This is a genomic window from Rhizobium sp. PEPV16, assembly GCF_008919455.1.
GTDB classification, from domain to species: domain Bacteria; phylum Pseudomonadota; class Alphaproteobacteria; order Rhizobiales; family Rhizobiaceae; genus Rhizobium; species Rhizobium leguminosarum_Q.
Genome location: NZ_VSZV01000311.1, coordinates 25,557 through 38,932, shown reverse-complemented (window position 1 = coordinate 38,932; position 13,376 = coordinate 25,557). Strand labels below are relative to the sequence as shown.

The window sequence follows — 13,376 nt, the reverse complement described above, 5'->3', positions numbered from 1 at the left end:
ACTGCACAAGACAAGGCGGCCTTCGGCAGCCTGCTAGATCACAACGGTCTGATTGTCGCGCGCGGCGAAGGATTCGGGGAACGCGGTCTGTGCCTGCGCTTCCATCTGCGCCAGCTGTTCGTCCGTCCGGGAAGGGGCGTGATGGAAGAGCGCGAAGCGCTTGGCGCCTGCCATCTTCGCAAGCTCGGTGCCATGCTGCCAGGTCGAATGGCCGAAGCCCTTGAAACGCTGCATCTCGTCTTCATTGTAGGTGCAATCGTAGACGACGAGATCAGCGTTCTGCATCATCTCGAGCGCGACCGGATCGTAGGAGCCGGGAGTGTGTTCTATATCGTAGATAAGAGCGATCGAACGGCCCTGCCATTCAATGCGGTAACCAATCGCCCCACCTGGATGGTTCAGCATGAAAGTCTTGATCTCAATGCCCGGGCGCGGGTTCAGCACCTGACCGGCATGGAAATCGCTGAAATTCATCGTCGCCTGACAGATATCGGTCTTGACGGGAAACCAGGGCGGGCTGATGAACTGCTCGACCATTTCCCGGGTGCTCATCTTGCCATCTAGATGGCCGGACCAGATGTTGACGTTGATCGACGGATAATAGATTGCCTTGAAGAAAGGCAGGCCGATGATGTGATCATAATGGCAGTGGCTGAAAAACAGGTCGACGTCGCTGACGCTGTCGGCGAGCATCGAAAGCCCGGCCTCGCGCAGGCCGGAGCCTGCGTCGAAGATCATCCGATGTTCTCCGCAGCGAATCTCGATGCAGGAAGTGTTACCGCCGTAGCGATCGAACTCGGGGCCTGACACGGGAATACTGCCGCGGACGCCCCAAAATTTTACCTGAAACAGTTCTGTCGTCATCGTTCTTCAAACCGGCCTTCCCGCATCGCCATCGTAGTCATAGTTCGTCTCTATGCGAAGCAGCAGAATTCCACGGGTTTGTCTGTTCCCCTTTGTATTCTCCTAACCGCTAGCGGAAGAAGAAGTAGATTTTCCTAAGCAATCGGCTTTCGGCTCGGAAAGCAAGCCAGTATGGTTGGTTTTCGGTAAACACGCTGCTGAGGGTGGGGACATTTTCCCGTAAGTCATGCCTATTAGATGGTTGCGCGCGATTGAAAAAACAATTGCCGCCCTGGTGAGCCGAAAATCCAGTTTTAAAAGCAGCACGAAAGCCGGCGCCAAAGGGCCAGGCCCACAGCATGGGGCACGTTTATTGTGGTCAGTCCTGCCGACCCGACTTCTCCGCGTTCTCCGGGAAAATCCGCATCATATGAGAAAATTGGGGTTCCTATTCCGTGAATGTTTCCTTGATTGAAAATGCCAAAAGGCGATATATCCGACGATACAAGAAATATAAGAGAGTCGCTATGCTGCAGCCGGTTATCAACGAGACCATTGCCGAGAGCAGCTACAGGCGCATTCGGGCCGACATCATTTTTGGCAGGCTGGCTCCCGGACAAAAATTGAAGCTGGAAAGCCTGAAGGAGTCTTACGAGACCAGCATCAGCACACTTCGCGAAGTGCTGAACCGACTGTCCTCCGAGGGACTTGTCCTCGCCGAGGGGCAGAAAGGTTTCGAAGTGTCCCCGGTGTCCGTTTCAGACCTCAAGGAGACGGCGGCGCTGAGGCTTCTGCTGGAAACACATGCCCTGGAGCAGTCCTTCGTGCATGGCGACGTGGAGTGGGAAGCTCCCCTGGTATCGGCGCATTACAAATTGGCTCGGATGGAACAGGTGATGGCATCCGGCGACACCAGCAGGGCCGAGGACTGGAAGCGCTACGACTGGGAGTTTCACCAAGCGCTGATATCCGCCTGTGGATCGAAACTGCTGATGGAGACGCACTCGGTGATCTTCGACAGATATCTCAGGTATCAGATGGTTGCCTTGTCCTATCGAGGCGATGTCGCGGCCAATGAACACCAGCAGCTTTTGGATGCAGCATTGCGACGTGACGCAGAGACTGCCAAGCGGGTGCTCGTGCTGCATATCCAGGGCGGGGTCGAACATGCGCTGGCAAGAGGGACGCTGAAATAGAAATGATCCGGACGTTTCCCTTCGAGCTTTAAGTTTACCCAACACAGAATATGTTTCGGCAGAACCAGGAAAAGCCATGCTCAAGCAAGTCCACGACTCGGCTGAAACAGTAAGCGATGTCGTCTTCCGGCAGATCCGCGAGGATATCATATCGGGCACATTGCCGCCGGGGGCCAAGATCAAGCTGGAGCAGGCAAAGGAGCGCTACTCCATCGGGATTTCTTCGCTGCGCGAAATCCTGAGCCGCCTGACCACGGAGAACCTCGTCGTCGCCGAGGGGCAGCGTGGTTTCGAAGTCAGCCCGGCTTCGCGCCGAGAACTCCTCGAGCTCGCCGATCTCCGGATCGTTCTTGAGACGCATGCGATCGGTCTTGCCTTCGCTGCGGGAAATCTCGAATGGGAAGGGCGCATCGTCGCCGCCCATCACAGGCTGGCTGCCGCGGAACGCAAGCTTCTCGCGGGCGATGTCTCGCGGACCGTCGACTGGGTCCGATACGACTGGGAATTCCATCAGGCGATCGTCTCGGCCTGCAATTCAGCGACGCTGATGGCGACATTGTCGTCCGTCTTCGACCGCTTTCTCCGCTACCATATGCTGGCCGAGAGTTTTCGCGGCAAGCCCGTCGTCGATGACCACAAGCTTTTGTTCGAACTTTCCATCCGCCGTGACGTCGCTGGCGCGATCGACGTCGTCAGACGGCACGTTCAAAGCGGCGTCGAACATGTGCTGAAGAGCGGCCGGATTCTCTAAACCAGGAGCTCAAAAGGCGTCTTTCGGAATTCCCTCCGGTCGCATCTGTTTCTTCAGGGCGGCGATCCGGAATATTGCGTTCGGCGCGCCGTAGCCGCGGTAGCCGCGGCGCTCGACGATCTCGAAAAAGAAACCCTCTCCATACGTTCCGCTATAGAGCTGGAAATATTCACCATGCTCGTCGCGGTCATAGAGGATGTTCTCCGCCTTCAGCCTCTCGGTCAATGCAGGATCGAGGCCGAAGCGTGCTTCGACGTCGTCATAGTAGTTCGGCGAAATGTGCAGTGATCTGAATCCGCAAGCACGAAGGCTTTCGGCGGTTGCAAAGATGTCGTCGGTCAAAAACGCCAGATGCTGTATGCCGGCCCCGAATTTCTCGGCAATGAAATGTCCCGCCAGAGTGCGGCGATTCTCGGCGCCGTTCATGGTAATGCGCAGCGCCCCGGTGTCGTTCTCGACGACTTGACTGCGCACCACCCCGGCTGGATCGATGATATCGACCATCGGGGTCTTCCGCGTCTCGAAAATGGACGTGTAGAACAGAAGCCAGGTGAGCATTTCATCGTAGCCGACCGTCTGGGCGACGTGATCGATGCGCAAAAGGCCTGCAGACGGCGCGTCGCTGTCATCGGTGACCGGCTGAAAGTCGATTTCGGAGAAGCGACCCAATGCGCTCTTGTCATCGATGAGATAGACAATCCCGCCGCCCACGCCCCGAATGGCGGGCAGCTCAAGCTCACCGTCTGCGACAGGCTGGGTGAATGGCTCGGCATCCAAGGCGAGCGCGCGCTCATAGGCCTTGGCCGCATCGTCGACGATCACGGCCATGGCATAGGCAAAAGTACCGTGAACGGCGTAGGCCGCGTTCGCGAATCCTGCCTGATCGACATTGACGAGGATGCGGATCTCGCCTTGCTCGAAAAGCGAGACCTTCTTCGTGCGGTGGATTGCCGTCCTTTTGAATCCGAGGGTGCGCAGCAATGCAACCAGCTCGACTTCATCCTGTTCGTCCGTGGCGAACTCGACGAAGCCGACGCCCTTGACGGAAGGCCTTTCCGGCATCGCCGCTCCAGTCATGCTGCCGATGCCGAGATGGCGTCGTACTTGGTCGCCGAGATAGAGCAGCGAGCGGTGGCCATCGGCTGCAATCGCACGCGACAAACCGCCTCGAAACTGGTCGTTGAAGATCTCCAGGGAGAAATAGCCGTCATAACCTGTCGCCGCAACGGCTTCGGTGAACGCCGTGACGGGAAGATCGCCTTCACCCGGCATGTTTCGGAAGTGACGGCTCCAGTAGAGCAAGTCCATGTCGATATCAGGGGCATCGGCAAGCTGGACGATGAAGATCTTCTCTTTGGGAATCGAGCGGATCGAATTGACGTCGATCTTGCGCGACAAAGTGTGAAAGCTGTCGAGGATAAGACCGACATTCGGATGATCGGCGCGACGGACGATCTCCCAAGCGTCGCGGTGGTCGCTGATATGGCGGCCCCAGGCAAGCGCCTCGTAGCCCACCCTCAGTCCACGCTTGGCGGCACGCTCGCCAAGTTCATGAAAGTCCGCCGCCGCCCGGTCGATACCGCCGATGGCGGCCGGCGAGACGTTGGAGCAGACGAGCACCAGATCCGTTCCAAGCTGCTGCATCACGTCGAACTTCCGTTCCGCGCGGTCAAACGTGCGGCTTCGCAGCGGCTCGGGCATGCCTTCGAAATCGCGAAATGGCTGAAACAGGGTGATCTCCAGGCCATGGTCGCGGACGAGTTTTCCGACATCAGCCGGGCTTCCGTCGAAGGCGAGGAAGTCATTTTCAAAGATCTCGACGCCGTCGAAGCCCGCTCGGGCGATCGCCTCGAGCTTCTCCGGAAGTTCGCCGCTGATCGTTACAGTCGCAATCGAGGTCCTCATGGCAAAGCCCTTTCGGTATCCGTGCGAGATTGAACGAGCGCCGAGCACCACGGTGCGTCTCGTGAAACCGCTCGCTACTATTATGGCAAATGTCTTGAGGAATTCAAATAGCGTGGTTTATTATAAATTCTCATATGATTTCGAAAAACTCTGTTGATTTGAGCGCTCGTCTCTGGCAATCATTCCTCACACAGTCAAAAGGTGAGGTGGCTGTCCGGTCGAGTGACCGCCAAAGGAGGAGGAATCACATGTTCAAATCTATGCTGACGCGCCGAAACGCGATGCTTGGAGCCGCGGCCCTGGTGGCCGCCGTCACCCTGGCGCAACCGGCCGCCGCCATCACGCCTGATGAAATCAAGGCTCGCGGCAAGATCATCGTCGGAATTCAGGGTGACAACCCGCCTTGGGGCTTTGTGACCAGCGGCGGCAAACAGGACGGCCTCGACGCCGACATCGCAACGCTGTTTGCCAAGGAACTGGGTGTTTCGGTCGAGTTTGTGCCGCTTGAAGTCAACAACCGCATTCCCGCGCTGACGGCCGGCCGCGTCGACGTTCTGTTCGCAACGATGGCAATGCTGCCGGATCGTGCAAAGGCCGTGCAGTTCAGCAAGCCCTATGTTGCCAATGCCATCGTTCTGATTGGTCCGAAATCGGCTGAGATCAAGACGAATGCCGACATGGCCAAGTTCACGGTCGGCGTCGCCAAGGGTGCGGCCCAGGACACGCAGGTCACCAAGAACGCACCGCCGAGCACGACCATCCGGCGCTATGATGGAGACGCCGCGAGCGTCCAGGCCCTGGTGTCTGGCCAGGTCGAGACGCTTGGCGGCAACATCTTCTACATGGACCGGGTGGAGAAGGCCCGTCCGGGCGAATTCGAAAACAAGCTTGAATTCCAGAAGCTCTACAACGGTGCTTGCACGCGTCTCGGCGAAAAAGAAATCAATGCGGCGCTCAACACCTTCATCGATAAGATCAAGGCCAACGGCGAACTCAAGGCGGTCTACGACAAGTGGATGAAGGTTCCGGTCCCGGAATTCCCGGAAACGCTGGAAGGAATTCCGTTCGCGGCGAACTGAGCAAACGGCAAAGCCGGACGAGGCCCGGCTTTCCGGCTGATATAGGGCCGGCCAACCGCTCTTCCGTCATGCTCGGGCTCGTCCCGAGCATCCACGGCGGCGGATCCCCGGCAGAAAGCCGAGGATGACGTCCTCATAGAGGCAAACCTCACGAGACAAGGCCGGGCATGCGATGCCCGGCAACGCAACCGCCATGCCTAAGGCTCTGCCCGCATCCAGGAGCACGATCATGAACAAACCAATTTTCGTGCTCAACGGGCCGAACCTCAATCTTCTCGGTCAGCGCGAGCCGGCGATCTATGGAACCACGACGCTGGCCGACATCAGGAAACGGTGCCTCACCAAGGCAAAGTCTTTGGGATTCGACGTCGAGTTTCGGCAGACCAATTTCGAGGGCGAACTGGTCGAGAGCGTGCACCGGGCCCGGACCGACGCCTGTGGCATCATCATCAATCCTGCCGGCTATACGTTCACATCGATCGCTCTTCTCGATGCGTTGAAAATGTTCGACCCGCCGAAGATCGAGCTGCATATTTCGAATGTTCATGCGCGCGAAAGCATCTACCACAATTCGCTGATCGCGCGCGTTGCGACAGCCATTATGATCGGCTTTGGAGCGGATGGCTACGAACTCGCTATCCAGGCGATGGCTGGAATGGTCAAGCGCGACTGAACTTTCAGGAAGACGGACCAGAAGGATCGCCATGAATTATAAGTTGGATTTCACCCCGGTCATAGATGGCCTGCCGAGCCTTCTGCTCGGCTGCCTCGGGACGTTCTTGCTTGCCATTTGTGGGATGCTGCTGGCAATCATCATCGGAATTGGCGGGGTTGCGCTCCGCGACTCCGCGCTGAAGCCGGCGCGATGGCTGGTCATCGCCTTCGTCGAATTGATCCGCAACACGCCGTTTCTGGTGCAGATCTTCTTCATCTATTTTGCGCTTCCGCTCACGGGCGTCAGGCTGGATCCGACGCCGACGGCGATTATCGCGCTCGGCATCAACGGTGGTGCCTACGCAATCGAGATCATTCGCGGCGGCGTCCAGTCGATTCCGAAAGGGCAGATGGAAGCGGGTCTGGCCCTTGGTCTGCACAAGGCTCAGGTTTTCCGGCTGATCATCCTCAAGCCGGCATTGCGGGCGATCTATCCGTCTTTGACCAGCCAGTTCGTCCTGCTGACGCTGACCACCAGCATTGCATCGGCGATTTCGGCCTACGAGCTGACGTCCGTTTCGCAGCGCATCGAGTCTGAGAGCTTCCGGAGCTTCGAGGTCTACTTCACCGTCACGGTTTTCTATTTCGTGATCTCCTGGCTGATGATGCGCATCTTCGCGCTGTTTTCGGCGCGCTACTTCAAATATCCGGTCAAGTAGGAGGAATTCCATGGGTCACGAAGAATTCGTCTTCCTCCTGATCGGCCTGAAATGGACCGTGCTCCTGTCCGCCGTTGGCTTTGTCTGCGGCGGCATTGCAGGGCTCGGTGTCGCCCTTGCCCGTGCCTCGGGCATACCGCTGCTGGAACGCGTCACGGCCGGCTACATCGCCGTCTTCCAGGGAACCCCGCTGCTGATGCAGCTTTTCGTCGTCTATTACGGATTGGCGCTGGTGGGGCTGATGCTCGATGCCTGGGTGGCCGTTGCCATCGGCCTGACCCTGCACGCCAGTGCATATCTCGGCGAGATCTGGCGCGGGTCGATCGAAGCGGTCCCGCGCGGCCAGACGGAAGCGGCAAAGGCTCTCAGCCTCAGATACGTGTCACGGATGAAGGATGTCATCCTGCCGCAGGCGCTGCGCATCTCGCTGCCTGCCACGATCGGCTTCCTCGTGCAGTTGATCAAAGGCACCTCGCTTGCATCGATCGTCGGCTTCACCGAGCTGACGCGGGCCGGCAACATCATCTCCAACCAGATCTTCCAACCGCTGACGGTCTTCGGCATCGTCGGCATTCTCTATTTCCTGATGTGCTGCCCACTGACGATTCTTGGCGCTCGCCTCGAACGAAAGTTTGCCGCCTCCGCGCGCTGATCCGCATCCCTCGTCTTCGATGCGGTCCAGCCCGCCAATGTGGAGTTCTACCGATGACCAGCCCCAGTCCTGCTCAAGGCGCGGAAACCATGATCACCATGGAACGGGTGGAGAAGTGGTATGGCGCTTTTCAAGCCCTGCACGACATCAACATATCGGTTCGCAGTGGCGAGAGGATCGTCTTGTGCGGGCCTTCCGGCAGCGGCAAGTCGACGCTCATTCGCTGCATCAACCACCTCGAGACCTACGAGAAAGGGGAAATCCGCGTCGGCGGAATTCTTCTCGGCAATCAGGCCAAGACCATCGATGCGATCCGTCGCGAGGTCGGCATGGTCTTCCAGCAGTTCAATCTGTTTCCGCATCTGACCGTGCTGCAGAACTGCATGCTGGCGCCGATGAAGGCAGTCGGTGTCAGTAGGGCGGAGGCCGAGGAACGGGCACGCGGGCTGCTCGAGCGGGTCAAGATCCTGGAGCAGGCCGACAAATATCCGGTGCAGCTATCGGGTGGCCAGCAGCAGCGCGTGGCCATTGCCCGCGCGCTTTGCATGCGGCCGAAAGTGATGCTGTTCGATGAGCCGACGTCGGCGCTTGATCCGGAGATGGTCAAGGAGGTGCTGGATACGATGATCGCGCTGGCCGATGAGGGCATGACGATGATCTGCGTCACGCACGAGATGGGCTTTGCCCGCCAGGTCGCCGATCGCGTGATCTTCATGGCCAGCGGCGCGATCGTCGAGGAAGCCCCGCCCGCCGAGTTCTTCACAAACCCACAGCATGAGCGAACCAGGAAATTCCTCGGAGAAATCCTGCGGAAGTAAGGGTCTCAAGGTCGATGCGTCTGGCAAATTATGGGAGCCGGCAATGAAGCCGCTGGAGATTGCAGTCATGGGAGCCGGCCTCATCGGCAGGCGCCACGCCGAGCGCATCATGTCCGAGCCGGGAACCGTTCTCTCGGCGGTGATCGATCCTTCCGCCGCCGGTCGCGACTTTGCCGAGAATGTCGGCGCTCGATGGTACCGGAACTTCTTAGACATCCGCGTCGAGGACAGGCCTGACGGCGTCATCGTGGCAACACCGAACCAGCTTCACGTCGAGAACGGAATGGAGATCATCGCTGCCGGCATCCCTGTCCTGATCGAGAAACCGATCGCCGATGATGTCGATGCTGCCGTAGCACTGGTTGCCGCCGGCGAGAAGGCAGGCATACCGCTGCTGGTCGGCCATCACAGGCGCCACAATCCGATGATCCAGGCGGTCAAACAGATCGTCGACGGCGGAAGGCTTGGCCGCATCGTCACGGTGCACGGCACGTTCTGGGTGGCCAAGCCCGACGACTATTTCGATATCCCCTGGCGGCGTGAAGCGGGCGCCGGCCCGGTTCTCGTCAACCTGATTCACGATGTCGATCTCTTCCGATATTTCTTCGGTGAGGTCAAAGCCGTCCATGCGATTGAATCGCACGCCGTACGGAACCATGCCGTCGAGGATACGGCCGTCGTCACGCTGCGTTTCGCAAGCGGGGTGCTTGCCACCCTCAACGGCAGTGATGCCGTGGCCGCGCCCTGGAGCTGGGAGACGACAACCGGGGAGAACCCCGCTTTTCCCCGTTACGATCAATTCTGCTACCAGATCGGCGGCACCAAGGGGTCGCTCGGAATTCCCGATTTGACGCTTTGGACAAGTGCTTCGAGGCCCGACTGGCTTGAGCAGCTTGCCCAAGAGCGCGTGCCTTACGCAGCAGCCGATCCCCTTTGCGTTCAGCTCAGACATTTTTGCGAGGTCATTCGTGGCGATGCCACGCCTCTGGTGAGTGGCCGGGAGGGCCTCGCCACGCTCAGGGTCGTCGAGGCGATCAAGAGATCGGCGCGCTCGGGACAGATGATCCACCTCGTTGACGCCGGCGCCTCCTCCGATCCCGAGAAAGTCTGACCACATGATCACCGGGACGACCAAACTCATCGCGCACCTCGGCTATCCGACGGAGTCCTTCAAGGCGCCGCTGATCTACAATCCTTACTTTCAGAAGAACGGAATTGATGCCGTCGTCGTGCCGATGGGCTGCAGGCCGGAGGACTATCCGGCGTTTCTGAAGCTTCTGTTCCGGTTGTCCAATATCCACGGTGCTCTGATCACCATGCCGCACAAGATTTCGACGATGGCGCTGCTCGACGAAACGTCGACCAGTGCGAAAGTCGCCGGCTCGTGCAATGCAGTGCGTCTCGGTTCGGACGGCAGGCTGATCGGTGACATGTTCGATGGCGAGGGCTTCGTTCGCGGCGTGTTGCGCAAGGGTAAAAAGGTTGAAGGAGCCCATGCGCTCATAGCGGGCGCCGGCGGCGTCGGCTCGGCGATCGCGGCATCCTTGGCACAGGCGGGCGTGGAGCATCTCGCCATCTTCGACGCCAATGAGACGACCGCGACCGCGCTGCTGGACAGGCTGAAGAAATATTATCCGCAGCTTCAAGTCACGGTCGGCTCCGCCGATCCTGAAGGATTCGACATCGTCGTCAATGCGACACCTCTCGGCATGCGACGGGGTGATCCGCTGCCGATCGATATCGACCGCATCTCGCCATCGACCTTCGTCGGTGAAGTCGTGATGACGAAGGAGATAACCCCTTTTCTCGAAGCCGTGCGGGCGCGCGGCTGTGCATTTCAGGTTGGGACGGACATGTTGTTCGAACAAATCCCCGCCTATCTCGAATTCTTCGAATTCCCGACGACGACGGCCGACAATCTGCGGGCAATCGCCAAACTCGGATGATGCGTATTCAGAGCATGATGCCGAAAGGTGTGAGCGGTTTTCGGACGACATCATGTTTCTAGAGCGAGGCGGTGATGCCGCCGTCGACCGTCAGCATATGGCCGTTGACGAAGGAGGAGGCATCCGAGGCGAGGAAGACGGCGGCGCCGACGAGCTCCTTGACCTCGCCCCAGCGGCCGGCCGGCGTGCGGGTCTCCAGCCAGCCGGAAAACTTGGGATCGTCGACCAGCGCCTGGTTGAGCGGCGTGCGGAAATAGCCAGGCGCGATCGCATTGACCTGCAGGCCGTATTTCGCCCAGTCGGTCGCCATGCCGCGCGTCAGGTTCTTCACCGCGCCCTTGGTCGCGGTATAGGGCGCGATGCCGGGACGGGCGAGTTCGGCCTGGACGGAGGCGATGTTGATGATCTTGCCGCGGCCGCGCGATATCATCGCCTGGGCGACCGGCTGGCTGACATAGAACAGGCTGGAGACGTTGGTCTTGAAGATCTCGTCCCATTTGTCGACCGGGAAGTTCTCCAGCGGTGCGCGGAACTGCATGCCGGCATTGTTGACGAGGATGTCGATCGGGCCGATCTCCGCTTCGATATAGGCGATGGCGGTGCGGCTGGCCTCCGCATCGGTGACATCGAAGGCGGCACTGACGGCATGGCGATGGCCGCGACGGATATCCTCGGCGGCGGCCTCCGCCTTCTGCGCGTTGCGGCCGTTGATGATGATCGAAGCGCCATGCTCGGCAAGCCCGACCGCCAATGCGCGGCCGATGCCTTGGCTGGAGCCGGTGACGAGGGCGCGGCGGCCGGAGAGATCGAAGAGGGGAAAGGTCACGAGGCAGCTCCGTTGAGGGGAAGAAAAGAGCCGAGGTCACGCTCGTCTTGATAAGTATAGCACCTGGTGCTACATAAACCTATGGTCGGCGCATATACAAGACGGGTTGGTTTACCAAGGCGGCGCGCAAAGCGCATATATCGGATTCGGAATTGCGCGAAGCTATCAGGCAGGTAGCGGAAGGCAAGGCCGACGATCTGGGCGGCGGTGTCTTCAAGAAGCGTCTGAAAGACAACCGTCATCGTTCGATCGTCCTGGCGAATGCCGGACGGTTTTGGGTGTTCGCCTATCTTTTCGCCAAGAAGGATCGCGCGAATATCGACGACGCGGAGCTAAGTGGCTTTCAAGGCGCTTGCTGCTTTGTACCGCAAGAAAACAGCATCCGATATCGAAACCGAACTTCGAGCCGGCGCGCTTGTGGAGGTAGATGATGAAGACGAAGCGTAAATTCAAAAGCGATGCTTTCGAAGCGATCCACACTTCAGTCGAGGCCATGTACAACGCCGGCACAATCGACAAGGAAACGATGCGCTCCTTCGACGAAAGTTGCCTCGTTTCGCCCGGCGTTCTCGATCCTGAAGAGATCAAGGCACTGCGGGAAAGCAATCACGTCAGCCAGCCGGTTTTCGCCCGATATCTGAATACCAGCGAATCCACCGTGCAGAAGTGGGAAAGCGGTGCCAAGCGGCCGAGCGGAATCGCGCTGAAGCTGCTCTCGATCGTGCAGAAGCACGGGCTTCAGGTTCTGAGCTAGAGCATGATGCCGAAAAGTGTGAGCGGTGTTAAGGCGATCCAAGCCGCCTGATATTCCCCGTCAGCTCCTTCGCCAGTCGCAGGCTGGCGGCGGTTGCCATCGTCATTTGCGGCAGCAGCAGCCATTCGAGCGTCCAGGCAGCGCCCGAGCGTTCCTGTTCGTGGACGAGGGACTGGTGGATGCCCGATAAAACAGTGGCGTTGAAGCGGGCAAGCGAGACCAAGACCTCGGCGGAAACGGGGTTCTGCTTGTGCGCCATGGCCGACGAGGTGCCGCCGCCTGAGATTTCGATCTCGTCGCCGGCCTGGGCAAGCAGCGCGATATCCTGCCCCATCTTGCCGAGACTGCCTGAAATCGACGCGAACAGGCCGGCGATATCGGCGATCGGCAGACGCCCGCTTTGCCATTGCGGTGCATCGGTGAGGCCGAGTTCCTGGGCGAGCGAGGCCCGGATGGCCGCGGCCTGCGAACCGAGCTTGTCGAGCGTGCCGGCCGCGCCCCCGAACTGAACGGGAAAACCCTGCTCGGTCAGGCGGTCGCGATAGGTCGCCAGCGGCTCCCGCCACGCACGGAGGCGGTCGGAGACGGTGATCGGGATCGCCGCCTGCATGCGGGTGTGGCCCATCAGCTGGTTCCGGCCGAACTGGCCGTTGAGCGCATCGAGCCCAGCGGCGATGGTGGAAAGCCGGCCGGCAAACAGGAAGACGACGGCCTTCAGGCGGATCATCAGGCTGGTATCGATGACATCCTGGCTGGTCGCGCCGAGATGAAGGCTTTTTGCCGCTTCCTCGCCGACACTAGCGCGCAGCTGCTTGATGAGATCGGGAACGACGACGCCGTCCCTTGCCGTTGCCGATCGAAGACTGGAGACCTCGGGTGAGAAGGCGGCGCAGGTGTCGGTGATGCGCCTTGCCGCTTCGGCAGGAATGAGGCCGTGAGCGGCTTCAGCCTTGGCGAGCGCGGCCTCGAAGGAAAGCATGGCCCGGATATCCGCCTCGGCGCAGAAATAGGGCGCGATTTCGTCGTCGCCGAGCAGGCCGGAGAGGAAAGGATGGTCGAAGGGCGATGCGGTCATGATCGTCTCGGTTCATGGTTGTGGCCCTCATCCGGCTGCCGCCGCCCTCTCCCCGCTGAAGGGGCTCGAGGCGGCGTCCGCGCTTCATGGGCGGGTGATCTCGTACGGCACATCCCCTGGCGGACGCTACCCCGCACATCATCGCCCCAGCAAGCCGA

The 13,376-nt window shown here is 59.7% G+C and carries 14 protein-coding genes and 1 pseudogene; 11 read left to right on the top strand and 4 right to left on the bottom strand.

Features of this window, described 5'->3' with window-relative positions; translation table 11 throughout:
- Window positions 1-33 precede the first annotated feature (33 nt).
- A complete protein-coding gene (locus FY112_RS18440) occupies window positions 34-864 on the bottom strand; it encodes an MBL fold metallo-hydrolase (RefSeq protein ID WP_017957833.1) in 831 nt (276 codons plus the stop codon).
- A 506-nt stretch (window positions 865-1,370) separates the two neighbouring features.
- Here FY112_RS18440 and FY112_RS18435 point away from each other — a divergent pair.
- Together FY112_RS18435 and FY112_RS18430 are read left to right on the top strand one after the other, a co-directional pair.
- Window positions 1,371-2,039 (top strand): GntR family transcriptional regulator, encoded by a 669-nt coding sequence (locus FY112_RS18435; protein ID WP_003548443.1) that lies wholly within the window; start codon window positions 1,371-1,373, stop codon window positions 2,037-2,039.
- Between the two features lie 76 nt (window positions 2,040-2,115).
- Window positions 2,116-2,790, top strand: a complete 675-nt coding sequence (locus tag FY112_RS18430; protein WP_017957834.1) for a GntR family transcriptional regulator — start codon at window positions 2,116-2,118, stop codon at window positions 2,788-2,790.
- A gap of 9 nt (window positions 2,791-2,799) precedes the next feature.
- Here the strand turns inward: FY112_RS18430 and FY112_RS18425 are convergent, their stop codons facing one another.
- Window positions 2,800-4,695 carry a sugar phosphate isomerase/epimerase and 4-hydroxyphenylpyruvate domain-containing protein gene (locus FY112_RS18425; protein ID WP_017957835.1) on the bottom strand — a complete coding sequence of 632 codons (1,896 nt, stop codon included), beginning with the start codon at window positions 4,693-4,695 and terminating at the stop codon, window positions 2,800-2,802.
- A gap of 248 nt (window positions 4,696-4,943) precedes the next feature.
- Here FY112_RS18425 and FY112_RS18420 point away from each other — a divergent pair, with 248 nt between their 5' ends.
- The 7 genes from FY112_RS18420 to FY112_RS18390 all read left to right on the top strand — a co-directional run bounded on the left by FY112_RS18420 (window position 4,944) and on the right by FY112_RS18390 (window position 10,563).
- Complete coding sequence (locus FY112_RS18420) at window positions 4,944-5,774, top strand: transporter substrate-binding domain-containing protein (protein WP_017957836.1); 831 nt, start codon at window positions 4,944-4,946, stop codon at window positions 5,772-5,774.
- Window positions 5,775-6,003: 229 nt separating this feature from the next.
- Entirely contained in the window at window positions 6,004-6,447 is a 444-nt protein-coding gene (locus tag FY112_RS18415) for a type II 3-dehydroquinate dehydratase (RefSeq protein ID WP_151519015.1), read from the top strand.
- Between the two features lie 31 nt (window positions 6,448-6,478).
- Complete coding sequence (locus FY112_RS18410) at window positions 6,479-7,147, top strand: amino acid ABC transporter permease (protein ID WP_017957839.1); 669 nt, start codon at window positions 6,479-6,481, stop codon at window positions 7,145-7,147.
- Between the two features lie 10 nt (window positions 7,148-7,157).
- On the top strand, window positions 7,158-7,799 hold the full coding sequence (locus FY112_RS18405; protein ID WP_017957840.1) for an amino acid ABC transporter permease: 642 nt from the start codon (window positions 7,158-7,160) through the stop codon (window positions 7,797-7,799).
- A gap of 53 nt (window positions 7,800-7,852) precedes the next feature.
- The gene (locus FY112_RS18400) at window positions 7,853-8,617 is read left to right on the top strand and encodes an amino acid ABC transporter ATP-binding protein (protein ID WP_017957841.1); all 765 of its coding nucleotides are present in this window, start codon (window positions 7,853-7,855) and stop codon (window positions 8,615-8,617) included.
- A 43-nt stretch (window positions 8,618-8,660) separates the two neighbouring features.
- Window positions 8,661-9,728: a Gfo/Idh/MocA family oxidoreductase gene (locus FY112_RS18395; RefSeq protein ID WP_017957842.1), complete on the top strand. Its 1,068-nt coding sequence runs from the start codon at window positions 8,661-8,663 to the stop codon at window positions 9,726-9,728.
- A 4-nt stretch (window positions 9,729-9,732) separates the two neighbouring features.
- Window positions 9,733-10,563 (top strand): shikimate dehydrogenase, encoded by an 831-nt coding sequence (locus FY112_RS18390; protein WP_017957843.1) that lies wholly within the window; start codon window positions 9,733-9,735, stop codon window positions 10,561-10,563.
- Between the two features lie 58 nt (window positions 10,564-10,621).
- Here FY112_RS18390 and FY112_RS18385 read toward each other — a convergent pair whose 3' ends face one another.
- Window positions 10,622-11,389: an SDR family oxidoreductase gene (locus FY112_RS18385; protein ID WP_017957844.1), complete on the bottom strand. Its 768-nt coding sequence runs from the start codon at window positions 11,387-11,389 to the stop codon at window positions 10,622-10,624.
- A 92-nt stretch (window positions 11,390-11,481) separates the two neighbouring features.
- Here FY112_RS18385 and FY112_RS18380 point away from each other — a divergent pair.
- Window positions 11,482-11,836, top strand: a pseudogene (locus FY112_RS18380) (type II toxin-antitoxin system RelE/ParE family toxin).
- Entirely contained in the window at window positions 11,820-12,143 is a 324-nt protein-coding gene (locus tag FY112_RS18375) for a DNA-binding transcriptional regulator (protein ID WP_017957845.1), read from the top strand. The pseudogene FY112_RS18380 and the gene FY112_RS18375 overlap by 17 nt, the downstream one beginning before the upstream one ends.
- A 28-nt stretch (window positions 12,144-12,171) precedes the next feature.
- On the opposite strand, the gene FY112_RS18370 is transcribed toward FY112_RS18375, so the two are convergent.
- Window positions 12,172-13,218, bottom strand: coding sequence for a 3-carboxy-cis,cis-muconate cycloisomerase (locus tag FY112_RS18370; RefSeq protein ID WP_017957846.1), 1,047 nt, complete (start codon window positions 13,216-13,218; stop codon window positions 12,172-12,174).
- Between the last annotated feature and the right edge of the window lie 158 nt (window positions 13,219-13,376).

Bases quoted from the DNA above. Each gene is read 5' to 3' on its own strand.
- FY112_RS18440 (WP_017957833.1), bottom strand. From the start codon at position 864: ATGACGACAGAACTGTTTCAGGTAAAATTTTGGGGCGTCCGCGGCAGT.
- FY112_RS18435 (WP_003548443.1), top strand. From the start codon at position 1,371: ATGCTGCAGCCGGTTATCAACGAGACCATTGCCGAGAGCAGCTACAGG.
- FY112_RS18430 (WP_017957834.1), top strand. From the start codon at position 2,116: ATGCTCAAGCAAGTCCACGACTCGGCTGAAACAGTAAGCGATGTCGTC.
- FY112_RS18425 (WP_017957835.1), bottom strand. From the start codon at position 4,695: ATGAGGACCTCGATTGCGACTGTAACGATCAGCGGCGAACTTCCGGAG.
- FY112_RS18420 (WP_017957836.1), top strand. From the start codon at position 4,944: ATGTTCAAATCTATGCTGACGCGCCGAAACGCGATGCTTGGAGCCGCG.
- FY112_RS18415 (WP_151519015.1), top strand. From the start codon at position 6,004: ATGAACAAACCAATTTTCGTGCTCAACGGGCCGAACCTCAATCTTCTC.
- FY112_RS18410 (WP_017957839.1), top strand. From the start codon at position 6,479: ATGAATTATAAGTTGGATTTCACCCCGGTCATAGATGGCCTGCCGAGC.
- FY112_RS18405 (WP_017957840.1), top strand. From the start codon at position 7,158: ATGGGTCACGAAGAATTCGTCTTCCTCCTGATCGGCCTGAAATGGACC.
- FY112_RS18400 (WP_017957841.1), top strand. From the start codon at position 7,853: ATGACCAGCCCCAGTCCTGCTCAAGGCGCGGAAACCATGATCACCATG.
- FY112_RS18395 (WP_017957842.1), top strand. From the start codon at position 8,661: ATGAAGCCGCTGGAGATTGCAGTCATGGGAGCCGGCCTCATCGGCAGG.
- FY112_RS18390 (WP_017957843.1), top strand. From the start codon at position 9,733: ATGATCACCGGGACGACCAAACTCATCGCGCACCTCGGCTATCCGACG.
- FY112_RS18375 (WP_017957845.1), top strand. From the start codon at position 11,820: ATGAAGACGAAGCGTAAATTCAAAAGCGATGCTTTCGAAGCGATCCAC.
- FY112_RS18370 (WP_017957846.1), bottom strand. From the start codon at position 13,218: ATGACCGCATCGCCCTTCGACCATCCTTTCCTCTCCGGCCTGCTCGGC.